This is a genomic window from Solilutibacter silvestris, from assembly GCF_002895945.1.
Classification (GTDB): Bacteria; Pseudomonadota; Gammaproteobacteria; order Xanthomonadales; family Xanthomonadaceae; genus Solilutibacter; species Solilutibacter silvestris.
The window spans coordinates 592,074-614,704 of the sequence record NZ_NPZB01000001.1 but is presented as its reverse complement, the minus strand read 5'-3'; the positions used below and the strand labels follow the sequence as shown (position 1 = coordinate 614,704).

The 22,631-nt window shown below is 65.2% G+C and carries 21 protein-coding genes and 1 pseudogene; 14 read left to right on the top strand and 8 right to left on the bottom strand.

Going from position 1 to position 22,631, the window contains the following annotated elements; translation table 11 throughout:
- The first annotated feature begins 8 nt into the window (after positions 1-8).
- Together Lysil_RS02720 and Lysil_RS02715 are read left to right on the top strand one after the other, a co-directional pair.
- Complete coding sequence (locus Lysil_RS02720; protein WP_103074031.1) at positions 9-683, top strand: DUF4097 family beta strand repeat-containing protein; 675 nt, start codon at positions 9-11, stop codon at positions 681-683.
- Complete coding sequence (locus tag Lysil_RS02715; protein WP_103074030.1) at positions 683-1,072, top strand: MAPEG family protein; 390 nt, start codon at positions 683-685, stop codon at positions 1,070-1,072. Before Lysil_RS02720 ends, Lysil_RS02715 begins: the two co-directional genes overlap by 1 nt.
- A 12-nt stretch (positions 1,073-1,084) precedes the next feature.
- Here Lysil_RS02715 and Lysil_RS02710 read toward each other — a convergent pair whose 3' ends face one another.
- Complete coding sequence (locus Lysil_RS02710; protein ID WP_103074029.1) at positions 1,085-1,744, bottom strand: toprim domain-containing protein; 660 nt, start codon at positions 1,742-1,744, stop codon at positions 1,085-1,087.
- Between the two features lie 45 nt (positions 1,745-1,789).
- Positions 1,790-2,980, bottom strand: a complete 1,191-nt coding sequence (tyrS, locus tag Lysil_RS02705) for a tyrosine--tRNA ligase (protein ID WP_103074028.1) — start codon at positions 2,978-2,980, stop codon at positions 1,790-1,792.
- Between the two features lie 198 nt (positions 2,981-3,178).
- On the opposite strand from tyrS, the gene Lysil_RS02700 reads away from it, so the two are divergent.
- From Lysil_RS02700 to Lysil_RS02690, 3 genes are read left to right on the top strand one after another with little or no spacing between them, the layout of a single operon-like run.
- The gene (locus tag Lysil_RS02700; RefSeq protein WP_103074027.1) at positions 3,179-4,594 is read left to right on the top strand and encodes a M23 family metallopeptidase; all 1,416 of its coding nucleotides are present in this window, start codon (positions 3,179-3,181) and stop codon (positions 4,592-4,594) included.
- Between the two features lie 2 nt (positions 4,595-4,596).
- Positions 4,597-5,721 (top strand): anhydro-N-acetylmuramic acid kinase, encoded by a 1,125-nt coding sequence (locus tag Lysil_RS02695; protein WP_103074026.1) that lies wholly within the window; start codon positions 4,597-4,599, stop codon positions 5,719-5,721.
- Positions 5,718-6,878 (top strand): acyltransferase family protein, encoded by a 1,161-nt coding sequence (locus Lysil_RS02690; protein ID WP_165782362.1) that lies wholly within the window; start codon positions 5,718-5,720, stop codon positions 6,876-6,878. Before Lysil_RS02695 ends, Lysil_RS02690 begins: the two co-directional genes overlap by 4 nt.
- 232 nt (positions 6,879-7,110) lie before the next feature.
- Here Lysil_RS02690 and Lysil_RS02685 read toward each other — a convergent pair whose 3' ends face one another.
- Together Lysil_RS02685 and Lysil_RS02680 are read right to left on the bottom strand one after the other, a co-directional pair.
- Complete coding sequence (locus tag Lysil_RS02685) at positions 7,111-8,496, bottom strand: AmpG family muropeptide MFS transporter (RefSeq protein WP_240600039.1); 1,386 nt, start codon at positions 8,494-8,496, stop codon at positions 7,111-7,113.
- A complete protein-coding gene (locus Lysil_RS02680) occupies positions 8,493-9,311 on the bottom strand; it encodes an exodeoxyribonuclease III (protein ID WP_103074024.1) in 819 nt (272 codons plus the stop codon). Before Lysil_RS02680 ends, Lysil_RS02685 begins: the two co-directional genes overlap by 4 nt.
- Before the next feature lie 103 nt (positions 9,312-9,414).
- On the opposite strand from Lysil_RS02680, the gene pyrE reads away from it, so the two are divergent.
- Positions 9,415-10,077 carry an orotate phosphoribosyltransferase gene (gene pyrE / locus Lysil_RS02675; RefSeq protein ID WP_103074023.1) on the top strand — a complete coding sequence of 221 codons (663 nt, stop codon included), beginning with the start codon at positions 9,415-9,417 and terminating at the stop codon, positions 10,075-10,077.
- A gap of 22 nt (positions 10,078-10,099) precedes the next feature.
- The gene (locus Lysil_RS02670) at positions 10,100-10,735 is read left to right on the top strand and encodes a hypothetical protein (protein ID WP_129588341.1); all 636 of its coding nucleotides are present in this window, start codon (positions 10,100-10,102) and stop codon (positions 10,733-10,735) included.
- A 10-nt stretch (positions 10,736-10,745) separates the two neighbouring features.
- On the opposite strand, the gene Lysil_RS02665 is transcribed toward Lysil_RS02670, so the two are convergent.
- From Lysil_RS02665 to coaBC, 3 genes and pseudogenes are all read right to left on the bottom strand, one after another.
- Positions 10,746-13,052, bottom strand: coding sequence for a phosphomannomutase/phosphoglucomutase (locus tag Lysil_RS02665; protein WP_103074021.1), 2,307 nt, complete (start codon positions 13,050-13,052; stop codon positions 10,746-10,748).
- 30 nt (positions 13,053-13,082) lie between these two features.
- The gene (dut, locus tag Lysil_RS02660) at positions 13,083-13,541 is read right to left on the bottom strand and encodes a dUTP diphosphatase (protein WP_103074020.1); all 459 of its coding nucleotides are present in this window, start codon (positions 13,539-13,541) and stop codon (positions 13,083-13,085) included.
- A pseudogene (coaBC, locus tag Lysil_RS02655) lies at positions 13,538-14,751 on the bottom strand (bifunctional phosphopantothenoylcysteine decarboxylase/phosphopantothenate--cysteine ligase CoaBC). The gene dut and the pseudogene coaBC overlap by 4 nt, the downstream one beginning before the upstream one ends.
- Before the next feature lie 117 nt (positions 14,752-14,868).
- On the opposite strand from coaBC, the gene radC reads away from it, so the two are divergent.
- The 7 genes from radC (at position 14,869) to Lysil_RS02620 (ending at position 20,494) form a co-directional block, all read left to right on the top strand.
- On the top strand, positions 14,869-15,543 hold the full coding sequence (gene radC, locus Lysil_RS02650; RefSeq protein WP_103074019.1) for a RadC family protein: 675 nt from the start codon (positions 14,869-14,871) through the stop codon (positions 15,541-15,543).
- A gap of 58 nt (positions 15,544-15,601) precedes the next feature.
- Positions 15,602-17,290: an arginine--tRNA ligase gene (argS, locus tag Lysil_RS02645; protein ID WP_103074018.1), complete on the top strand. Its 1,689-nt coding sequence runs from the start codon at positions 15,602-15,604 to the stop codon at positions 17,288-17,290.
- Positions 17,291-18,160 (top strand): SPOR domain-containing protein, encoded by an 870-nt coding sequence (locus tag Lysil_RS02640; RefSeq protein WP_103074017.1) that lies wholly within the window; start codon positions 17,291-17,293, stop codon positions 18,158-18,160.
- A gap of 92 nt (positions 18,161-18,252) precedes the next feature.
- Positions 18,253-18,621 carry a hypothetical protein gene (locus Lysil_RS02635; protein ID WP_103074016.1) on the top strand — a complete coding sequence of 123 codons (369 nt, stop codon included), beginning with the start codon at positions 18,253-18,255 and terminating at the stop codon, positions 18,619-18,621.
- Positions 18,618-19,196, top strand: a complete 579-nt coding sequence (locus tag Lysil_RS02630) for a methyltransferase family protein (RefSeq protein WP_103074015.1) — start codon at positions 18,618-18,620, stop codon at positions 19,194-19,196. The genes Lysil_RS02635 and Lysil_RS02630 overlap by 4 nt, the downstream gene beginning before the upstream one ends.
- Positions 19,197-19,247: 51 nt before the next feature.
- Positions 19,248-20,006 (top strand): SDR family NAD(P)-dependent oxidoreductase, encoded by a 759-nt coding sequence (locus Lysil_RS02625; protein WP_103074014.1) that lies wholly within the window; start codon positions 19,248-19,250, stop codon positions 20,004-20,006.
- Positions 20,003-20,494 carry a DMT family transporter gene (locus Lysil_RS02620; RefSeq protein ID WP_103074013.1) on the top strand — a complete coding sequence of 164 codons (492 nt, stop codon included), beginning with the start codon at positions 20,003-20,005 and terminating at the stop codon, positions 20,492-20,494. The genes Lysil_RS02625 and Lysil_RS02620 overlap by 4 nt, the downstream gene beginning before the upstream one ends.
- A 1-nt stretch (position 20,495) precedes the next feature.
- Here the strand turns inward: Lysil_RS02620 and Lysil_RS02615 are convergent, their stop codons facing one another.
- On the bottom strand, positions 20,496-22,421 hold the full coding sequence (locus Lysil_RS02615; RefSeq protein WP_165782361.1) for a DUF11 domain-containing protein: 1,926 nt from the start codon (positions 22,419-22,421) through the stop codon (positions 20,496-20,498).
- Positions 22,422-22,631: the final 210 nt, after the last annotated feature.

Here is a 22,631-nt window from a genome sequence, read left to right as displayed (position 1 = left end):
AGTCCGCGATGGCCCTGCACCGTTCACTGATCGTCCTGTCCCTGCTGGCTGCATGTTCCACCGCCTACGCCCAAAAGGACGTCTCCAAGGTCAACGGCTCCGTGGAAGTGGCAGCTGGCGAACATGCCGGTTCGGCCAGTACGGTGAACGGCAGCGTGAACCTCGCCGACGGCGCCAGCGTCTCCAGCGCGACCACCGTCAACGGCAGCATCAAGGCCGGCAATGCGGTGACCGTCACCGAAGACGCGACAACGGTCAACGGCGGCATCCGCTTCGGCACCAGGGCGACGGTCAATGGCGATATCACCACCGTCAACGGCGATATCTACCTGCCCGATGGTGGCAACGTGAAGGGCGGCGTCACCACCGTCAACGGCGGCATCGGCCTGGTGCGCGCGCAGGTCGGCAAGGACGTCACCACCGTCAATGGCGATGTCACCATCGGCGTCGGTTCGCACGTGGCCGGCAAGTTGATCGTGAAGAAGTCGAAGGGTGGCTGGAACGGGTTGCCGCTGCAGATCAGCCGCATTCCCACCATCATCATCGGGCCGGATGCAGTGGTGCAGGGCGGCCTGGTGTTCGAACACCAGGTCAAGCTCTACGTCCACTCCAGCGCCAAGACCGGTCCGATCGAGGGCGCCACCGCGATCGCGTTCTCGACGCCGACTGCGCCGGTGAAATAATGACCATTCCCTATCTCTGCATCCTGATCGCCGCGTTGTTGCCCTATGTCTGGGTGACGATCGCCAAGGCCGGCGGCGAGCGTTACGACAATCGCGATCCGCGGGCATGGCTTGCCCGCCAGGATGACGCCCGCAGTCACCGCGCCAATGCCGCGCAATTGAACGGCTTCGAGACGTTCCCGGCGTTCGCGGCGGCGGTGTTGATGGCGCAGTTCGCCAATGTCGATCACGGCAGGATCACCTGGCTGGCGATCGGCTTCGTGGTGTTCCGGGTGCTGCACGGCGTGTTTTATGTCGGAAACAAGCACCAGTTCCGCAGCCTGTCGTGGTTCGCGGGGTTGTTCTGTGTGCTCGGCTTGATGGGAATGGCGATCGCGCACGTGGGTTGACGCACGCGCTGGCTATCCCGGCATCAGACTCGCCAGCACCGCATCGACGTCTTCCTTGCCCGCGCGCCGGCACTGGCGCGTGCGCGGATCGACGCAGGTGCGTCGCAGCAATTCCGGCGGCAGGCTGCCCAACCCGAGATGACGATGGCACTGCACGTCGCCTCCCATGCTTGCCCGCAACGCATCACGATGCGCCGGTGAATACGCCTGCACGATCTCGCCGGTGGCGGCATCGGTGAGCGTGAACATCGGTGGCCGCACGACCCACACCTGACCGCGCTCCAGCAACTCCGGCAGCCAGCGCGCGAAATACAGCAACATCAGCGCTGTGATGTGGATGCCGTCGGCGTCGGGATCGAACAACAGCACCACCCGTTCGAAGCGCATCGCCTGCGGACCATTGGCGGGTTCCGAGAGGATGGCATCGGGCAATCCCAGTGCCTGCGCGACCTGCCGGTAAAGAATGTTGTCGCGGACCTTCGCGGCATCGGCACGCCACGCGTTCAGCGGCTTGCCCTGCAACGGCAGCACCGCCTGGGTGCGGGCATCGCGCACCGCCACCACCGATCGCGCGGCGGAATCGCCTTCCACCAGGATGAGTTCGCAGCCGGCGCCATGCGTCGTGCTGTCGGCGAATTTGGCCTGTGCCTGCGAATAGCGTCCTGCGCTCATCGACGCAGGGTACGCCGGACCGCTCGCAACGGTTGAGACGAACGCTTACGCCGCGACCAGCTTCACCCGCGCGAAATTGCGCTTGCCCACCGCCAGCATGCCCTCGAAGCCGGGCAGGAACGCCTGTGCGGCATCCTCGAACACTTCGCCATTGACGCGCACCGAACGTTCCTTGAGCTTGCGGTTCGCCTCCGAATTGCTCGAGGTGATGCCGGCGGCGGTCAGCAACGCGGCGATGCGCAATCCTTCTGCGGGAATCGCGATTTCCTGCAACGGCACATTGGCGACGTCGCCTTCGCCGCGCACTGCGGCGTGCCAGCCGGCGATGGCCTTCTCCGCTTCGGCATCGCCCTGGAAACGCGCGGCCAGTTCACGGGCGAGACGCAGTTTCACGTCGCGTGGATTGAGTTCACCGCCGGCAATCGCCGCGCGCAACTGCTTCGCCTCGTCGATGGATATCTCGAAGCTGAGCAGGTCGATCCACTTCCACATCAGCTCGTCGCCGATCTTCATCGTCTTGGTGATGATGTCGATCGCCGGTTCGTCGATGCCGATGTAGTTGCCCAGCGACTTCGACATCTTGTTGACGCCGTCGAGGCCTTCCAGCAGCGGCATCGTCAACACGATCTGCGGCTTCTGCCCGAAGTGCTCCTGCAGGCCGCGGCCCATCAGCAGGTTGAACTTCTGGTCGGTGCCACCGAGTTCGACATCGGCCTTCAACGCCACCGAGTCGTAGCCCTGCACCAGCGGATAGAGGAATTCGTGGAGGGCGATCGACTGCTGCGCGGCGTAACGCTTGGCGAAATCGTCGCGTTCGAGCATGCGCGCCACGGTGTGCTGCGCCGCCAGCTTGATCATGTCGGCGGCATTCATCTTGTCGAACCACTCGCTGTTGAAGCGCACCTCGGTGCGCTGCTTGTCGAGCACCTTGAATACCTGGGTCGCGTAGGTCTCGGCGTTGCGCAGCACGTCCTCGCGGGTCAGCGGCTTGCGGGTGATGTTCTTGCCGGTGGGGTCGCCGATCATCCCGGTGAAGTCGCCGATCAGGAAGATCACCTGGTGGCCAAGGTCCTGGAACTGCCGCATCTTGTTGAGCAGCACGGTGTGGCCGAGGTGGAGGTCGGGCGCGGTGGGATCGAAGCCGGCCTTGATCCGCAGCGGCCGCCCTTCCTTCAGGCGCGCCTCCAGCTCCTCGCGCTTGAGCAGCTCATCGGCCCCGCGGGCGAGGAGGCTCATGACAGCGGGATCGGGGTTGGAGGCAGCAGCAGGCACGGCAGTTTCCTGAATGGGGAGATGGGGAAGGCGGAATCGTCAACATTACGTTAAACCGTCCGACCCCTGAAAATCCAATGGAATCATGGAATTGACGCGGGATTGCCGCCGCGGCTAAGGTTCGCGCACCGGGCGATCTTCACGCCATCTGGACACCGCTGAATGAAAGACCCGATCGCCGATGCCGCGCGCCACTCCCGACTGCGCCAACTCCGCGAAGCCGCCCTCACCCGCCATGTCGTCTCGCGCCTGCCGCCGGGCTTCCATGGCCGCTGGACGCATCGTCACTGGGCCCACGCCACCCTGCTCGCCAGCATAGTCGCCTTGTGCGCGGTGTTGGTGCCGGGCATGGATCACGCCATGGCGCGTTCGCAGCCGATGCCGCTGGCGTCGCTGGCGCTGCCGTTGCCGCAACTCGCCGCACCGGTGCAGAAGGCCAACGGCCAATGGGCGGTGGTGAACCTGCGCAAGGGCGAATCGGTGAACACCCTGCTCGGTTCGCTGGGCGTGAGCAAGGCGCAGGTCGCGCAGATGATGAAGTCATCCGATGCCCGCGCGTCACTGGCGAAACTGCGCCCCGGCGCGGAACTGTCGATCGACGCGCCGGGCAACGGCCTGTTGCGCGCGATCCGCTTCCAGCGTGGTGGCGACAAGGTCGAATTGAGCATGAAGGATGGTGCGGTCGCCGCCAAGGTGCTGCCGCAGGACACCGAAGTGCGCACCGTGGTGCTGTCCGGCACCGTCGGCGACGACCTGTGGGAATCGGCGCGCAAGGCTGGCCTGACGCGTGCCAACGTCGAGGAAATGACCGACGAGATCTTCAAGTACGACATCGATTTCGATTCCGACCTGTCCCCGAACGATCGCTACAGCGTGGTGGTGGACCAGGCGTGGAAGAACGGTGAACTGGTGACGACCAGCGGCGTGCTGGCTGCGGCGTTCACCATCGATGGCCAGTTGCACACCGGCTTCCGCTACCTGCGCGATGGCAAGCCGGAATACTTCACCGCCAACGGCACGTCGTTGAAGCGTCCCTTCATCCGCATGCCGATTCCGTACGCACGCCTGTCGTCGACCTTCGGCAACCGCATGCACCCGATCCTCGGCCGCATGCGCATGCACAAGGGCGTCGATTACGCCGCCAGCGCCGGCACGCCGATCATGGCCGCGGGCGATGCGCGGGTGAAATACGTCGGCCAGCAGCACGGTTACGGCAACGTCGTCGAACTCGACCACGGCCGCGGCCAGACCACCTTCTATGCGCATATGTCGCGCTTCGCCCACATTCGTCCCGGCCAGCATGTCGAGCAGGGCACGGTGATCGGTTACGTCGGCAGCACCGGCCTCGCCACCGGCCCGCACCTGCACTACGAATTCCGCGTCAACGGCGTCTATCGCAATCCGCTGACGGTGACGATGGCACCGCCGGCGCCGCTCTCGGGCGCGATGCTGGTCGCGTTCCGCCAGCAGACGCAACGCGCGATGGACAAGATCCGCACCGTCGAAAAAATCATCTATCCAGACATGGATCGCAACGTCATCGTCGCCACTGCGCCAACGAAGCCAGGACGCGGTTGAGCATGACTGCAGCCGATGGCCTCTACATCGGGTTGATGTCGGGCACCAGCGTCGATGCCATCGATGCCGCGCTGGTGCGATTCACGCACAAGGATGGCCGTCTGCACGCGGATTGCCTGCACGCGCTGGCGCAGCCGTGGGATGAGCCGCTGCGCAAACGATTGCTGGTGCTCGGGCAAGGGATCGATGTCTCGCCAATCGACGAATTCGGAGAACTCGACCACGCCGTCGGCGCCGCCTTCGCCATCGCCGCGAACCGGCTGATCGCCGAAGCAGGCATCGAGCGTGCGCAGGTCACCGCGATCGGCTCGCACGGACAGACGCTGCGGCATCGTCCCTACGCCAAGCATCCGTTCACCCTGCAGATCGGCGATCCCAATCTCGTGGTCGAACGCACCGGCATTACCACGATCGGTGACATCCGCCGTCGCGACATGGCCGCCGGCGGACACGGCGCGCCACTGCTGCCCGCCCTGCACGCGGCGTTGTTGCACGACGCCAGCGAAGATCGCGCGGTATTGAATCTCGGCGGCATCGCCAATATCACCCTGTTGCCGGCGAGTGGCGATGGCGTGCGCGGCTGGGATACCGGGCCGGCCAACGCGTTGATGGATATCTGGTGCGAACGCCATACCGGCGAACGCTACGACCGCGATGGCGCGATGGCTGCAGCGGGTCGTGTCGATCCGTTGCTGCTCGATCGCCTGCTCGACGATCCCTGGTTCGCGACGCCGCCGCCGAAAAGCACCGGACGCGAACATTTCCACATGCGCTGGCTGGAATCGCGCCTGCGTAGTGGCGAATCGCCCGCCGACGTGCAAGCGACGCTGGCGGAACTGAGCACGCGCACCGTTGCCGATGCACTGAATTCGACCTTGCCGAACGTGCAACGCGTGCTGGTCTGCGGTGGCGGCGTGCACAACCCGGTGCTGATGGCGAAACTCGCGACACAGTTGCCGCAGGCGACGGTGGAATCGGTCGGTCACCACGGCATCGATCCCGATCACGTCGAAGCGATCGGTTTCGCGTGGCTGGCGCGACAGACGATGCTTGGTCTTCCCGGCAATCTGCCTTCGGTCACCGGTGCGCGCGGGCCGCGCGTGCTTGGCGCGGTCTATCCGGCTTGAACGCACGACCCGCCACCGCGAAGATCGCCCCGGTCGAAGCCATTCGTGGCCTCGCCTGCCTGCAGGTGGTGTGCTCGCACTTCGCGCTGGTGTTCTGGCCGTGGCTGCACGCGTTCTGGGGCGTCGCCGATCCCGATGACCATCCCGTGCAACGCTTCGTCCACGATTCGCCATTCGCCTTCCTGTATTCGGGCAGCGCCGCGGTCTTCATCTTCTTCGTGCTCAGCGGCTTCATCCTCAGCCACGTCGCCATCGGTCGCAGCCCACGCGACATCTTCGGACTGGTGCTGAAACGCTACCCGCGCCTTGCGCTGCCGTGCATCGCCGCCTGCGTGTTCGCGTGGGCGGTGATCGAATGGATGAACGTCGACTACAACGATCTGTCGGTGTGGATCCAGGGCTACGGCGATTTCCCGGCGTCCTTCCTCGGTGCGCTGCGCAACGGCGCGTGGGAAGTGTTCGTCACCGGGCAAAGTCGCTACAACCCGATCCTGTGGACGATGCGGATCGAGCTGTGGGGTTCGTGGATGGTGTTCGCGCTGTGCATCGCATTCACGCGCTGGCCGAAGTTGCGTGCGCCGTTGTTGCTGATTGCCACCGCTGCGCTGGCGTGGTTGGGCGCGAGCAAGCTTCTCGACGAGGAGATGACCTACGGCCTCGTCGCGTTCGTCATCGGCATCGGCATCCAGTTGTACGTCCGGCGGATGTCGGTGCTGGTGTCGATTCTGGTGCTCGCCGCCGGACTCTATTTCGCTGGTGTCCACAACACCTCGGCGTCATATCTGTGGATGCAGCCGCTGCTGGGCGAACACGCCTACATGGTCGGCAATTTCATCTCCGGCGGATTGATCGTCGCGGCGTTGTTGAACAACGCGTTGTTCGCCAAACTCGCCGCCACGCGACCGCTGATGTTCCTCGGCAAGGTGTCGTTCTCGGTCTACCTGATCCATCTGTGCATCGTCGCCAGCCTCGCCGCGATGATCTTCAATGCATTGCAGGCGCGCGACTGGGATTACGACGTCTCGGCGATCACCGCCTGCGCGATCGTGCTGCCGGTGATCTATCTCGCTGCGACGGTGTTCCATCGCTTCGTCGACTCGCCGGCGATCACGTTCTCGAACAAGGTTCGTGACTGGTTGCTGCCCCGGCGGCGGTGAGGCAATCGCACGAGAAGCATCGCACGCGCTGGCTGGCGTGGCCGGTCAGACCCACTGCGCGGGACGCCGTGAATCCGTCCATGGAGGCTCGACTCGGCATCCTGCCTCGTGTGCCCGCGCATCGGGCAAGACCACCCACTTGCCGCACGCCGGGCGCGAGAAAGTAGATATCTCACTGCGCTCGGGATGGCAATGCGGAGCTAGCGCGGACCAAGAACCAGCCAGCGCAGATTCAACCCTGCTTCTGCGCAGGCTCCGCAGCATCAACGCCTGTCGTCTCACCACGATGCTCGCGCCACAACATCCACAGCAGCAGCAACATCGCCGGAACCGCAATCGCGGCGGTATAGACGAAGAATGCCGGATAACCCCAGGCATTGACGATCTTGCCCCACTGGCTGGCCAACGATTTCGCCGGCAGGCTCCACAACGTGCCGAACAGCGCGTACTGCGTTGCGGTGTAGCGCGCGCTGGTCAGCGATGACATGTAGGCGATGAACGACGTGCCAGCGATGCCATTGGCGAGATTGTCGGCGCTGACGATCGTCGCCAGCCACGGCAGCGTCGGATGGATCGCCGCCATGTGGGCGTACAGCAGGTTGGCGACGCTCAGCATCGCCAACCCGAACAACATCGTGCGCAGCAGCCCGAAACGGCGAATCAGCACGCCGGCCAGGACCGCGCCGACCATCGTCATGATCACGCCGTAGACCTTCGACACCAGCGCGATCTGGTCGAGCGTGAATCCCATGTCGATGTAGAAGGGATTCGCCGCCACGCCCATCGTGGTGTAGTTGAAACGGAAGGTGACGATCAGCAGCAGGATCGGCAGGCCGATCTTCAAGCCCTTGCGCTCGAAGAAATCTGCGAACGGACACACCACCGCGCCGATCAGCCATGCCACCACCTTGCGCGGCAATTCCGGCCACTGCGCCGCCGATTGCTCGAAGCGCTCGACCAGCGGTTCCGGCGGCAGCGTTGCACGATCCACCCGCGCATCCGGTTCGGCGATCACGAAGGTGGTGACGATGCCGATAAACGCGCACGCCGCCATCACCAGATACGCGGTCATCCAGCCATGGTCGGCGGCCGCGTGCAATGCACCGGCGCCGGCGCAGATCAATGCGATCTGATAACCGATCTGGTAGGCCGCGGTCATGCCGCCTTGATCCTTTTCCGTGGCAGCCTCGATGCGATAGGCATCGACCGCGATGTCCTGCGTCGCCGATGCAAAGGCGGTGAACACCGCGAGCGTGGCCATGCGCGTGACATCGGATGCAGGGTCTGACGTCGCCATCATCACCAAGCCGATGACGATGCACGCTTGCGCCAGCAGCATCCAGCTGCGACGACGCCCCATGCGATGGAGGATCGGCAACGGCAGGCGATCAACGACCGGCGCCCAGAAATATTTCAACGAATAGGCCAACCCGACCAAGCTGAAGGTGCCGATGGTGGCGCGATTGATCCCCGACTGTCGCAGCCACGCCGACAACGTCGTCAGCACCAGCGCGAACGGCAGCCCCGACGAGAAGCCGAGGAACAGCATCGTGCGCACGCGCGGATTGGCGTACACGCCCAGCGCGCGCGTCCAGCGGCCTTCAGTTGCGATATTCAACGGACAAACTCCGGTGTGTCGTAATCAACCAGATACGGCGCATGGTCGGAGAACTTCGGCTCCGCGAAAATTTCCACGCTGCGGACGCGTTCCGCGAGCTTCGGCGTCGCCAGTTGGTAATCGATGCGCCAACCGACATTGTTGGCGCGCGCCGCGCCGCGCTGGCTCCACCAGCTGTATTCCACCGCATCGGGCTTGGCGACACGGAAACTGTCTTTCCAGCCTTTCTTCGGTGGTGGCATCAGACCATCGCCGCAGTCGTCGGCGATCATCGAATTCAGCCATGCGCGCTCATGCGGCAGGCAACCGGAATTCTTCTGGTTGCCGGTCCAGTTCTTGATGTCGTTCTTTGCGCGAACGATATTCCAGTCGCCGCACAGCACATAGTCGCGGCCACTCGCCAGCCATTCATCGAGGATCGGACGCAGCCACGCCATCACGTCTTCCTTCACCGCCTGGCGCACTTCCCCGGAACTGCCCGACGGGATGTAGAAACTCACCACCGACAGATTGCCGAAGCGCGCCTCGATGTAACGACCTTCCTCGTCGAAATCGGGACGTCCGAGCGCGGTGCGGATCTCGTCGGGTTCGCGCCGGCTGTAGATCGCCACGCCGCTGTAACCCTTTTTCGTCGTCGCGTCGCGGAACCAGGCCTGGTATCCGTCCGGCACGAATCCCGGCACGCGCAGTTGATGTTCCTGCGCCTTGGTTTCCTGCACGCACATCACGTCGATGTCGTGCTTGCCGAACCAGTCGAAGAAGCCCTTGCTGGCCGCGGAACGCAGGCCGTTGGCATTGAAGCTGAGGATACGCATGGAAATCCGCTCGCTGGAATCGCCCGATCATAGCAACGCGCCGGAATAGCGACGCTGCCCGTATCATTCGCGGATCGCCGCCTTCGTATCCCGCATCGCCGCCATGAGCCGCTCCCGCGAACGTTTCCTCGAACTCGCCCTCGCCGCCGACGCCTTGCGTTTCGGTGAATTCACCTTGAAGTCGGGACGCATCAGTCCGTACTTCTTCAACGCCGGCCGCTTCGACAGCGGCGCGCGCCTGGCGGGACTCGCTTCGTGCTACGCAGATGCCATCGAACACGCCGCACTCGACGTCGAGGTGTTGTTCGGGCCGGCCTACAAGGGCATCCCGCTGGCTGCCGCGGTCGCCTGCGAACTGTCGCGCCGCGGCAAGGATGTCGGCCTCGCCTACAACCGCAAGGAAGCCAAGGACCACGGCGAAGGTGGCACCTTGGTCGGCGCGTCGATGGAGGGCAAACGCGTGCTGATCATCGACGACGTGATCACCGCCGGCACTGCGATCCGCGAGGCGCTCGACCTGGTCGCGGCAGGTGGCGGCATCGTCTCCGCGATTGTTGTCGCGCTCGATCGCCAGGAGGTGCTGGACGACAGCGACCGCCGCTCCGCAGTACAACGCGTCCGCGACAGCGCCGGCGTTCCTGTGATCTCGGTCGCGACTCTGGATGATCTGCTCGAATGGACCGCCCGCAATGGCGCATCGGGTGCTGACCAGCCCGCGCTGCTGGCGTATCGTTCACGCTATGGAAGCGCATCGTCCAGCCACTGACCTCCGCATCGCCATCGCCTGCGTGCTCGCGCTCGTTGGCATCCCGGCATCCGCGCAAACACCGCCGCAAGGCAAGCCCGGGAGCACGGTCCGCTGCTGGACCGAACGCGGGCAGACGGTGTGCGGCGACACCATCCCCGCCAATGCCGCCGGCAGCGCCCAGCGCGAGATCAATGCCAGCGGCGTGACCGTCCAGACCTTCCCGCGCCCGCTGACGCCGACGGAGCAGGCCGCCAAGGATGCCGCCGACAAGGCCGAAGCCGCGCGACTGGCCGCACAGGCCAGCCAGACCCGCCAGCAGATCGCACTGGCCAGCACCTATGCCAGCGAGGATGCCTTGCGCAAGGCCTATGCCGAACGCACGCAGAGCGTCCATGCCGCGATGGTGGCCGCGCAATCCAGCCTCGCCAGCCATCGCCTGGAACTGTCGCGCGCGCTGTTGCGCGCGGCGAATCTGGAATTGCAGGGCAAGCCCGTCAACAAGCAATTGCAGGACGGCATCGCCCAACAGGTCGGCACGGTAAACACCGCCTTCACCGACCTGCAGCACAAGCGCGGCGAATACGCGGCAATGGATGACGAACTGCAGCAAGCGCTGCAGAAATATCGCGACTACAAGCAAAACGGCGGGATCGCGCCCGCCGTGCCGCAGAACTGAGCCGCAACGACTAGAACGTCAGCTCCAGCGCCGGGTCGACCGCGCGCAAGCGGCTGCGGAACAGTGCCTGGATGTCTTCCAGCCGTTCCTGCGTGTTCGCTTCGAAGCGCAGCACCAGCACCGGCGTGGTGTTGGATGCACGCACCAGTCCCCAACCATCCGCCCAATCGGCGCGGATGCCATCCAGCGTGGTGACGCGGGCGCCGTCGAAACTGCCGTTCGCCACCAGCTTGTCGACGAAGGCGTGCGGATCGGCGACCGGCACCTTGATCTCTGGCGTGGAGATCGATTCCGGAATCTCGGCGAACACGGCATCGGCGTCCTCGCTGCGCGCGGCGAGGATTTCCAGCAGACGCGCCGCCGAGTAGATGCCGTCGTCGAAGCCGTACCAGCGTTCCATGAAGAAGAAGTGGCCGCTCATCTCGCCGGCGAGTTCGGCTTCCTCCTCGCGCATCTTCGACTTGATCAGCGAATGCCCGGTCTTCCACATCAACGGACTGCCACCACGCCCCATGATGTACGGCGCCAGCGCACCGGTGCACTTGACGTCATAGACGATGATCGCGCCGGGATTGCGCTCCAGCACGTCGGCGGCGAACAGCATCAGCAGGCGATCGGGGAAGATGTTGTGGCCCTGCGGGGTGATCACGCCAAGGCGATCGCCGTCGCCATCGAAGGCGAGACCGAGATCGGCCTTGCGGGTCTGCACGATGTGGCGCAGGTCTTCGAGATTGTGCGGCTCGCTGGGATCGGGGTGATGGTTGGGGAAGGTGCCATCGACTTCGCAGAACAGCGGGAACACGTTGGCGCCGATCGCTTCCAGCACGCGCGGACCGAGGTCGCCGGCGACGCCGTTGCCGGCATCGACCACCACGTCGAGCGGGCGTTCGAGGCGGATGTCGGAGGCGATGCGATGGATGTAGTCGTCGGAGATGTCACGCTCTTCGAGGCGACCGGGTTGTTCGGCTTCGTGCAGGCGCCCTTCTGCCATCCGCGTGTACAGCGCGGTGATGGTCTCGCCGGACAAGGTCTCGCCTCCGACCACGATCTTGAAGCCGTTGTAGTCGGGCGGATTGTGGCTGCCGGTCACCGCCACGCAGCAACCGGTGCGCAGGTGGTAGGCGCCGAAATACACCAGCGGCGTCGGCGCGAGGCCGATCGAAATCACGTTGCGGCCGGCGCGACGCAGGCCATCGACCAGACCGCTCACCATGTCGGGGCCGGAGAGACGGCCATCGCGACCGACCACGATGTCGTAGAGCCCGTTTTCGTGCATGAGCGTGCCGATCGACTGGCCGATCTGTCGCGCAACGTCGATGCTCAAGGTCTTGCCGACCACGCCGCGGATGTCGTACGCACGGAAGATGCTTGGGTCGGGGAGCGCTGGTCCATCGGCCTTCGCGGCGTCGGCTTTCGCCGCAGCCTCTGCGGCAGCCGCAGTCTGGTTCTGGGCGGCGAGGTCGCCCACGGTCGGCTCATCACTCTCCGTCGGCGCGACGACTGCATCCTCTTCCACGACATCCAGTTGCGTGGAGCGCTGGCGCAGCCACAGCAATGCGCCGACACCGCCCAGCAGCAATACCGCTGCAATCGCCGACATTGCCAAACCGAATCCGAGCGGACCGGGCTCGACCGGCGTGGTGTACGCATAGAGCGTCCAGTCGCTGCCCTTGATCGTCGCCGAGGTTTTGTCGCCCGACGCCTCCAGCGCCTTGTCGCCAACTTGCGCCAACGTGGCATCGGCCTGCTTGAGCGCAAGGTAGCCACCGCCGATGGAGGCCTTGGCCACGGCATCGATCAGCGGTTTCGCCGGTTGTGCCGCCAACGCGACTGCTGCGCCATCGGCGAGCGGCAGCGCGATCAGCAACTTCGCCTGTCCGCCATCGCGCGCGACCACGGCCACTGGCTTGCCGCTCGCCAGCGCGGCCTGCGCGACACCGGCGCGGCCATAACCCGTTGCCGGCAACCCGGCCTGCAACGCCTGCAGATCGGCAGCGGCGACTTCGGCGTGATCGCTGCCCGGCCATGCGGCAGCCAATCCTTCCGATGCATTGACGAAGTTGCCGGCCTGCAATGCGCCCACCACCGCCGGTGCCTGCGTGGCCTTCTGGGCAATGGCAAGTTGTTTCGCCAGCAATGCCGAGACATCGGCGGCGACACGATCGCGACCGGCGGCGAGTTGCGACGATTGCCCGGACTCGCGCCACTGGCGCCATGCCGACCAGCCGAACCACACGCCAAGCAGTACCAACGCGACGGCCAGCAACGGCAACAGGCGCTTCGTCGATGCAGCGTCGCCCAGACTCAAAGTCTTCATTGTTCGTCGTTCCTCATTGTCAGGCCGGCTTTATCGCAAGCCCGTATGGCCGAATCCGCCCGCACCGCGGGCACTGTCCTCGAATGCATCCACCACTTGCGGCGTGACCCGCACGATCGGCACCACCACCAGTTGGGCGATGCGATCCCCCGGCGCCATCGTGAACGCCTCGCCGCCGCGATTCCACACGCTGATCATCAGCGGCCCTTGGTAATCGGCGTCGATCAATCCGGTGCCATTGCCGAGCACCAGGCCATGCTTGTGGCCGAGCCCGGAACGCGGCAGTACCAGCGCGCACAGCCCGGGATCGGCGAGATGAATCGCGATACCCGACGGCACCAGTTCCGCCTGTCCGGGCGGGATCGTCAGCGGCGCGTCGATGGCAGCGCGCAGATCGAGCGCGGCGCTGGCCGGCGTGGCGTATTCCGGCAACGGCCATTCGGCGCCGAAGCGCGGATCGAGCAGCCTGATCTGCAAGACGTGATTCATGCGTTCGTCATTCTCTCTTCGATGAGATCGAGCAGCCCTTCGGCCACCGCGCGCTTGTTGTCCGGGCCAAGGCGGCGTTGTCCATCCGTCCACAGCACGTCAAGCGTGTTGTCGTCGGATTCGAAACCACAGCCGGCGATGCCGACGCGATTGGCAGCGATCATGTCGATGCGCTTCGCGGCCAGTTTGCCGCGCGCGTAGGTTTCGACGTCACAGGTTTCGGCGGCGAATCCCACCACCAGTCGCGGACGCGTCTCTGCACCGGCGACGTCGGCGAGGATGTCGCGCGTCTTCACCAGTTCCAACACCAGCGTGTCCTGTCCCGGCACCTTCTTCAACTTGTGGCCGGCAACGTGTTGCGGGGTGAAATCGGCGACCGCCGCGGTGCCGATGTAGACATCCGCCGGCAGCGCCGACATTACCGCCTCGTGCATCTGCGCAGCGGAACGCACGTCGATGCGCTGGACGCCGGACGGTGTCGACAAATGCACCGGACCGGCCACCAGCGTCACCTGCGCGCCACGCGCGATCGCGGCTTCGGCAATCGCGAAACCCATGCGCCCACTGCTGCGATTGCCGATGAAGCGCACCGGATCGATGTCCTCGAAGGTCGGGCCGGCGCTCACCAGCACGCGGCGTCCATGCAACGTGCTCATGTCGATGCACGTCCCGACAACGCCGCGACGATTTCTGCAGGCTCGCTCATTCGTCCCGGTCCGCTTTCGCCCTCGGCCAACGGTCCGTCGTTCGGCCCGATCACCTGCACGCCGCGCGCACGCAAGGTGGCGATGTTGGCCTGCGTTGCCTGATGGTTCCACATCACGTGGTTCATCGCCGGGCACACCGACAGCGGCGCGGTCGAGGCGAGGCACAAGGTGCTGACCAGATCATCGGCGAAACCGTGCGCCAGTTTCGCCAGCGTGTTGGCGGTGGCCGGCGCGATCACGATCCGCTGCGCCCAGCGCGCCAGTTCGAGATGGCCCATCGCAGCTTCCGCATGCTCATCCCACAGCGACGTCCGCACCGGGCGATGGCTCAGCGCCTGGAACGTCTGCGCGGTGATGAAGCGTTGTGCGTTGTCGGTCATCGCCACCTGCACCGTGGCGCCAGCGTCGCGCAGGCGGCGCACCAATTCGGCCGCCTTGTACGCGGCAATGCCGCCGCACACGCACAGCAGGATGTTCCCGGAGGTGGCTGCAGGGGCGGCCATGACGGCATTTTCCGACGCGATTACCGGCATGCAGCTTACCCGATGACCACCAATCCCCGATGCCGCATTGCAGCCGTGGCAGCGAGAGTGTGTGGGAGATCAAGCTTCGGAACACCCATGCACATCCGCGATTGGCCAGAACACGAACGTCCCCGCGAAAAACTGCTGCGCTCCGGCGCGGCCCACCTCTCCGACGCCGAATTGCTGGCGCTGTTCCTCGGCTCCGGCGTGCGTGGGCAGGATGCGGTGGCGACCGCGCGCACCCTGCTGACGGATACCGGCGGCGTCCGCGGCCTGCTCGATCGCGATGCCGCCGGATTGACCAAGCTGCGCGGCCTCGGCCCGGCCCGCGCCTGCCGGCTGGCCGCCGCACTCGAACTCGGCAGCCGCCATCTGGCCGGGCAACTGCAACGCGGCGAGGCGATGGCCAATCCCGATGTCGCCGCACGCTATTTCAGCCAGCGCCTGCGCGGGCATCACCGCGAGGTCTTCGCCGCGATGTTCCTCGACACCCGCCATCGCAGCCTCGCCTTCGAGGAACTATTCCGCGGCAGCATCGATGGCTCGGAAGTGCACCCGCGCGAGGTGGTGCAGCGCGCGCTGGCGCTCAACGCCGCCGCAGTGATCGTCGGCCACAACCACCCCAGCGGCAATCCCGAGCCCAGCGCCGCCGATCGCGCGGTGACGCAACGGCTGAAACAATCGCTGGCGCTGGTCGACATCCGCCTGCTCGACCATTTCGTCGTCGGCGACGGCCCGGCGGTGTCGATGGCGGCGCGCGGGATGATCTGAAGGGCGTGCCCGCGCGCTGCCGTACAATGTCCAACCAGCGCCGCACACCCAAGATTCCGTGAAATCCCAGCTCCGCGCCCTCGTTTCGCAGGGCATCGATGCCCTCATCGCCGCCGGCACCCTGCCCGCCGGCACCGCCACCCCCGACTTCGTGATCGAACGGCCGAAGGAGCGCGCGCACGGCGATTTCTCCACCAATGCCGCGATGCTGCTGGCCAAGGCGGCGCGCAGCAACCCGCGCGCGCTGGCGCAGCAACTGCTGGATGCGCTGCCCCAAAGCGACGCCATCGCCAAGGTCGAGATCGCCGGCCCAGGCTTCATCAACTTCCATCTCGCCTCGCAGGCCTGGCAGCAGGTGGTGCGTGACGTCCACGCCCAAGGCACCGACTACGGCCGCAATACCAGCCATGCCGGGCAGACGGTCGGCGTCGAATACGTCTCCGCCAACCCGACCGGCCCGCTCCATGTCGGCCACGGCCGCGCCGCGGCGATCGGTGATTCGATCGCACGCGTGCTCGCCGCCAACGGCTGGAACGTGATCCGCGAGTTCTACTACAACGACGCCGGCGTGCAGATCGAGAATCTCGCGCGCTCGGTGCAGGCGCGCGCGCAGGGCTTCAAGCCCGGTGATGCCGAATGGCCGGCCGATGCCTACAACGGCGACTACATCGCCGATGTCGCGCAAAGCTATTTGCGCGGCGACAGCGTCGAAATCGAAGGGCATGTCGTCACTGGCAAGAACGACCCCGCCGACCTCGATGCCATCCGCCAGTTCGCCGTCGCCGCCTTGCGTCGCGAACAGAACGCCGACCTCGCGGCCTACGGCGTGGGGTTCGACAACTATTTCCTGGAATCGTCGCTGTACGCCGATGGCAAGGTCGAGGAAACCGTGCAGCGTCTCGGCGCCGCCGGCCACACCTACGAGGAAGGCGGCGCGCTGTGGTTGCGCACCACCGACTTCGGCGACGACAAGGACCGCGTGATGCGCAAGTCCGACGGCACGTATACCTACTTCCTGCCGGACGTCGCCTATCACCTCGGCAAGTGGCAGCGCGGCTGGCAGCGCGCGGTGACCGAACTCGGCGCCGACCACCACGGCTCGCTGATGCGGGTCAAGGCCGGCCTGCAGGCGCTCGACCTCGGCATCCCCAAGGGCTATCCCGACTACGTGCTGCACCAGATGGTCACGGTGATGCGTGGCGGCGAGGAAGTGAAACTGTCCAAGCGTGCCGGCAGCTACCTGACGCTACGCGATTTGATCGAAGAGGTCGGGCGCGATGGCGTGCGCTGGTTCCTGGTCGCGCGCAAACCCGATTCGCAACTGACCTTCGACATCGACCTCGCACGTTCGCAGTCCAACGACAACCCGGTCTACTACGTGCAATATGCCCACGCCCGCGTCTGCAGCCTGCTGCGGCAGGCGAAAGAAAAAGGCTACGTGGTCGATAACGCTTCCGGGTTGGCGAATCTCCATGCCATCACGGATGAGTCCAGCCGTGAACTGATGCGCGAACTCTCGCGCTGGCCGGAAGTGGTGGAACAGGCCGGCGCCGATCTCGAGCCGTACGCCATCGCCCAATACCTGCGCGATCTCGCCACGGCATTTCACACCGCCTATCACGCGCAACCGGTACTGGTGGAAGCTGAAGCCGAACGCAATGCGCGTCTGGCCGTGTGCACCGCGACCGCGCAGGTGTTGAAGAATGGACTGGATTTGTTGGGCATGACTGCCCCGGAGACGATGTAAATGGCGCAACAACGCGGACGCTCGCAAGCCCGACGCAATGGCGGTGGCGGTAGTGGATCGGGAATGCCGGGCTGGGCCTGGCTGGTGATCGGCGTGCTGCTGACGCTGGTAGTGGTGATCGCTGCGCCGCGGCTGATGAAATCAAAGGGGGGCGACAGCTTCTTCAAGCCCACGCCCAACCCCGACGCCAAGGCTGAAGCGAGCACACCGGCGGAAGAAGTCGCACCTGCGCCGGCAACGCCCGTAGCGACTGCCGAAGCTGCAACCAAGCCCGCCGATGGCAAGGCCGCCGCCGGCGAGGATTATTCCTTCTACGACGTGCTGCCCAAGAACGAAGTACGCCTCTCCGACGCGCAGCTCGCGGCGATGGCGCAGGCCGAAGCCAAGCGCAAGGCCGCTGCCGCCAAGACCACCGATGCCGCGGCGAGCACCAACGCGAATGCGTTGCCGCAGCCGATCGACTCCGCGCAACAGGTCGCCAAGGCCGATGCGCCGAAAGCGCAGGCGACGCCGCATTCGGCTGCACCTGCGAAGGCGAACAGCGACGACGACACCCCCGCTCCCGTCACGATCGCGCATGCCAAGGCTGCAGATGGCGCCAGCGTGCCGATCTCCAAGCCCGTGCCCGCCACCAGCGAAACGCCCTACCTGTTGCAGGCCGGTGCGTTCGGCGATGCCGGCCAGGCCGAAGCGGTGAAAGCGAAGATCGCCCTGCTCGGACTGAACGCACGGGTGGAATCGGCGGACGTCGGTGGCAAGACGGTCTATCGCGTGCGCATGGGGCCGTATGCCAGCGCCGGTGATCTGGCCGGTGCCAAATCGAAACTGTCCGGTGGCGGACTGGCGGCGGTCGCGGTCAAGGCACGCTGAACACAGCGAATCCGGGCGTTCGCAGCGCCTGAGATGCAATCGCGGCACACTGGCGATTCCCGCAAACCGGGCATCGCCATGGCCGCCGATTCATGTCCATAGAAGCCGCACTGATCAAACCCGTCGTCGACGCATTGATGGCGCTGCTACGCCGTGGCGAAAACGTGCATCTGCAGAACAACGCGGAAAAGGCCCTGCGCGAGGCCATCCGCGAACTGCTGCTGGCCAATCCCGACGAGAACAAGGCGGCAGCGCGCATTGCCATCGCCAAGGCCGCCGGCATCCTCAGCGAGGACATCGTCTTGGCCGAGGACATGCTGCGCAAACATCGCGCCACCAAATCGCGCACCAGCGGCAAGACCGCATCGGTGCATCGCAAGCGCACGCCTGCCGCGACAGCGCCCGATGCCGTGCCCAAGCCCGCCCCCACCAAACCCCGCGCCAGAAAGAAGACGACATGAGCCTGCAACCACCGTCCGCCTGGTTGATTCGCGATGTCGTGATCCTGTGGGGACTCGGCGAGTTGGTGCTGGCACTGACGCGCCGCGCGCCGGCGGGCCAGTCGCGCGACCACGGCTCGTTGCGCGTGCTCAGCATCGCGCTGTGGAGTTCGATCGCGCTGGCCATCTACGCCGCAGTCAGCGGCTGGATGCCGGTACCCGTCGTGTTGCGCGCATCGCTGGCGTGGCTGGGCTTGATCCTGCTGATTGGCGGATTAATGTTGCGGGCATGGTCGATCCGCGTGCTGGCGCGGCAATTCACCGTCGATGTCGCGATTCGCGACGATCACCGCCTGATCCGCAGCGGCCCGTATGCGTTGCTGCGTCATCCCTCCTATACCGGCGCGCTGATGTGCTTCTACGGCACCGGACTGGTGCTCGGCAGCTGGGTGTCGCTGCTGCTGCTGATCGTGGTGCCGACGCTGGCGTTCCTGCATCGCATCCGCATCGAGGAATCGGTGTTGTCCCTGGCATTCCCGAAGGACTACCCCGAATACGCCCGCACGACGAAGCGGTTGATTCCATTCGTCTGGTGAATCGTCACCACGCTGCGGCACAATCGCGGTTCCCCACCCGCACTGCATCCCATGTCGAACAAGATCGCTTTCGTCACCGGCGCCACCTCCGGCTTCGGCCGTGCCATCGCCACGCGCTTTGTGCAAGGCGGCTGGCGCGTGGTCGCGACTGGACGGCGCATGGATCGCCTGCAGGCCCTGCGTGATGAACTCGGCGATGCCGTCCATCCACTCTGCTTCGACATCCGCGACAGCGCCGCCATCGATGCCGCGATCGCCGCGTTGCCGGACACGTTCCGCAGCATCGACCTGCTGGTGAACAACGCCGGACTCGCGCTCGGCACCGCGCCGGCGCAGAAGGCCGACACCAACCAATGGCGACAGATGATCGAAACCAACACACTCGGCCTCGTGAATCTGACACACGCGTTGTTGCCGCGATTGATCGAAACGCGCGGCGCCATCATCAACATCAGTTCGATCGCGGCCACGTATCCCTATACCGGCGGCAATGTCTACGGCGCCACCAAGGCCTTCGTCAGCCAGTTTTCGCTCGGCCTGCGCAGCGACCTGCACGGCAGCGGCGTGCGCGTGACCAGCATCGAACCCGGCCTCGCCGAAACCGAATTCACCCTGGTGCGCACCAGCGGCAACCAGCAGGCATCGGACGATCTTTACCGCGGCACGCATCCCATCACTGGCGATGACATCGCCGACGCGACGTGGTGGATCGCCAACCTGCCGCCGCATCTCAACATCAACCGACTGGAAGTGATGCCGACCAGCCAGAGTTTCGCCGGCTTCCAACTCCATCGCGAGGACAAGACATGAGCGGCAATGCGTGGTGGATGATGGGACTCGCCGCCCTGATCGGCATGATGTTGCCGCTGCAGGGACTGGTCAACGCACGATTGGGCACGCAGATTGGCGGCCCGATCGTCGCCGCATTCGTGTCGTTCCTCATCGGCACCCTCGCACTCGGCATCTATCTCGTCATCGCGCGCCAGCGCATCGGAATTGGTGATGCCGCAACCATGCCGATGTGGATCTGGGCGGGCGGACTGCTCGGCGCGGTCTACGTCGCCATCGTCACCCTCCTGATGCCGCGCCTCGGCCCGGCGACGGTGATGTGCCTCGTCATCTTCGGGCAAGTCGTTGCGGCGCTGTTGCTCGACAAGTTCGGCGTGTTGCAAAGCGCACCGCGCACGGTTGATGCAGTACGGATTGCTGGCGCGTTGCTGGTGCTGGCGGGCGTGATCCTGGTGGCAGCGCCGTGGCGGTCGGCGCCGACGCAGGCCGCGGTGCTTCAGAAGCGCTGAATCACTGCACGTTGCAGGTCACGGTGAACGTCGCGGATGTCGCCGCTGCCATCGTGCCCATCGTGACGCCCGATCCGGTCGTCAAATTGCTGGTGGTGATCGGTCCTGCCGGACAGCCCGTCCCCGTGCAAGTTACGACGTTGGCCGGCGGACAGGTCAAGCCACTGACGGGTGTGTCCTTCACCGTCGCGCCGGTCACGGCCGCTGGCCCGGCATTGCTGACCACGATGGTGTAGGTCGTAGTGGTGCCGGACACCACAGTCGTCGTGCCATTGCTCTTGGTGATGGAGAGATCGACCTGGTTCGGCGTATTGGTGATGGTGCAGGTGATGTCGTCGCCCGCCGCCAGCGCGATGCCGCTCCACGCTTGTTCGGTGCCTGATGCGCTGCCACTGCCGCTTGGCAGTACCGTGGTCGATCCTGCAGTCGCGTTGCTGCAACTCATCGACGTCGCATACCCTGCCGATGGCGCGGTGTCGGCGCCACTGCGGCGAATCGTCTCGCGCAATTCCACTGCAGTACCCGATGCAAGCACCGTCGCGCCGGTCGTCGCCGCGGTGGGATCGGTGGCACCACTGGTGGTGGCCGATGTCGACGGGATACCGCCGGCATAGATGCGTACTTGCGCCTGATCGCCTGCCACCGTGCGTCCGTTCAGGGTTTTCTTCAGTTCCACCCAGGCCGGTGTTGGCGTGTTGCTGCAAGCGTCTCCGCTCACGGTCGGATTCGGCCCAACCGTCGCCTTGTAGGTTGCGGACACGCTGTTCTGCAAACCATTGCCACTGCTGCCCGGCGTGGTGCAGGCATCGTTTGCCGTGCTGCCGCTGCGTGCCACCTGGCCGCGGATGGTCACCAGGTAGCTGTCGGTGGCGCCGCCCGCGAGGCTGCCCCATTGCCCTTGCAGGGCCCAAGGTGTCGCGCCTGACAATGTCGTGCTTGCTCCTCCGTTTTTGGTGAAGGAGGCACTGACGATGCTGACGTCGGAATCGAATTGCGGGGTATCGGAGAGCGAATACGATGCAGCGACGAGTGCGCTGGTGTTCTTCACCGTGACGGTATAAACGATATCGAACTGGCTCGGGTTGCCGGCGACCGGTGTCTTCGAGGTCACGTTCTTGGTCACGGCCACGCCGGCATCATCGTCGATGATGGTGTAGGTACTGGTCGCCTGGGCGGCCGCGCCGCATGTGTTGCTGGAACTGAGCAGATAGGCCTTCGGCGAAGCTGCGGATGCTTGCACCTGGAACTGGATGGTGCGATTCGGCTGGGGAATGATGTTGTCGATGATGGTGACGGGCACGGTGAAAATACTGCCGGCGCTGGTCCCGTCGTAGGTTCCTGCCGGGACGGTGATGGTCAACGTGCTGCTGTTTCCCGGCGTACTGAAGTCGGCCGGAATTCCCGCTGCGGCCCCCGGTCCCTTGGCCGTGCCGCCGGTGATCAGCACGGTGATCGTCATCGACGAGGGCACCCAGCCGTTGACGCGGATCTGCGGCAGGTTGTTGCCCGCCGCTTCCAGTCCGGAACTCGACGACTGCACGAACTCGACGAACGGCGCCAGCTTGATCTGGATGTTGTCGAGGAAATTACCCAAAGCTGGGTCACCACTGGCGGTGCTGACCGCGCGGAATCCAATCAGTGTCGATCCCGTGGCACCGGAATACGCGTAAGTCCCGCTGTAGTTCGCCCATGTCGCGACAGTGTTCGCACTGATCGGTCCTTCGCCTGCACCTGCTATCGGAGGTGCGGTACCACCGGTGTTGTCGGTCGATACCGTGGCAATCGGTGTCGATGCGCCGACCTCGAACGTGGCGACGTCATATGCGCCCGGCGTCGGAGCGTCCTTGTTGCGGCCACGATGACTGAACTGCCAGTTGAAACTTTCGCCCTGGATCAGGCAGACGTTCTGGTACAGGCGTGAAGCCACCGCTGCATTCAATTCGGCAATCTGTGAGCCAGCCGGGGCAATGACCGTGCCGCCTGAACCAGCGCTTCTTGGCGTTTTCCACAATTCGATGATCGGCACGTTGGATCTGGGCCAGCCAGCAAAACCACCGGTGGCGGAACATGCCTCCGAGCCTGTCCCCTCCGTGCTGGCTGGGTGCGTTGTCGACCACCCAGGCACTCTTGACGAGTC

Coding starts and splice junctions, on each gene's coding strand:
- pyrE (WP_103074023.1), top strand. CDS start 9,415: ATGAGCCGCTCCCGCGAACGTTTCCTCGAACTCGCCCTCGCCGCCGAC.
- Lysil_RS02630 (WP_103074015.1), top strand. CDS start 18,618: ATGAGCCTGCAACCACCGTCCGCCTGGTTGATTCGCGATGTCGTGATC.
- Lysil_RS02715 (WP_103074030.1), top strand. CDS start 683: ATGACCATTCCCTATCTCTGCATCCTGATCGCCGCGTTGTTGCCCTAT.
- Lysil_RS02695 (WP_103074026.1), top strand. CDS start 4,597: ATGACTGCAGCCGATGGCCTCTACATCGGGTTGATGTCGGGCACCAGC.
- Lysil_RS02700 (WP_103074027.1), top strand. CDS start 3,179: ATGAAAGACCCGATCGCCGATGCCGCGCGCCACTCCCGACTGCGCCAA.
- Lysil_RS02680 (WP_103074024.1), bottom strand. CDS start 9,311: ATGCGTATCCTCAGCTTCAATGCCAACGGCCTGCGTTCCGCGGCCAGC.
- dut (WP_103074020.1), bottom strand. CDS start 13,541: ATGAATCACGTCTTGCAGATCAGGCTGCTCGATCCGCGCTTCGGCGCC.
- Lysil_RS02620 (WP_103074013.1), top strand. CDS start 20,003: ATGAGCGGCAATGCGTGGTGGATGATGGGACTCGCCGCCCTGATCGGC.
- Lysil_RS02710 (WP_103074029.1), bottom strand. CDS start 1,744: ATGAGCGCAGGACGCTATTCGCAGGCACAGGCCAAATTCGCCGACAGC.
- radC (WP_103074019.1), top strand. CDS start 14,869: ATGCACATCCGCGATTGGCCAGAACACGAACGTCCCCGCGAAAAACTG.
- Lysil_RS02625 (WP_103074014.1), top strand. CDS start 19,248: ATGTCGAACAAGATCGCTTTCGTCACCGGCGCCACCTCCGGCTTCGGC.
- tyrS (WP_103074028.1), bottom strand. CDS start 2,980: ATGAGCCTCCTCGCCCGCGGGGCCGATGAGCTGCTCAAGCGCGAGGAG.
- Lysil_RS02635 (WP_103074016.1), top strand. CDS start 18,253: ATGTCCATAGAAGCCGCACTGATCAAACCCGTCGTCGACGCATTGATG.
- Lysil_RS02665 (WP_103074021.1), bottom strand. CDS start 13,052: ATGAAGACTTTGAGTCTGGGCGACGCTGCATCGACGAAGCGCCTGTTG.
- Lysil_RS02720 (WP_103074031.1), top strand. CDS start 9: ATGGCCCTGCACCGTTCACTGATCGTCCTGTCCCTGCTGGCTGCATGT.
- Lysil_RS02640 (WP_103074017.1), top strand. CDS start 17,291: ATGGCGCAACAACGCGGACGCTCGCAAGCCCGACGCAATGGCGGTGGC.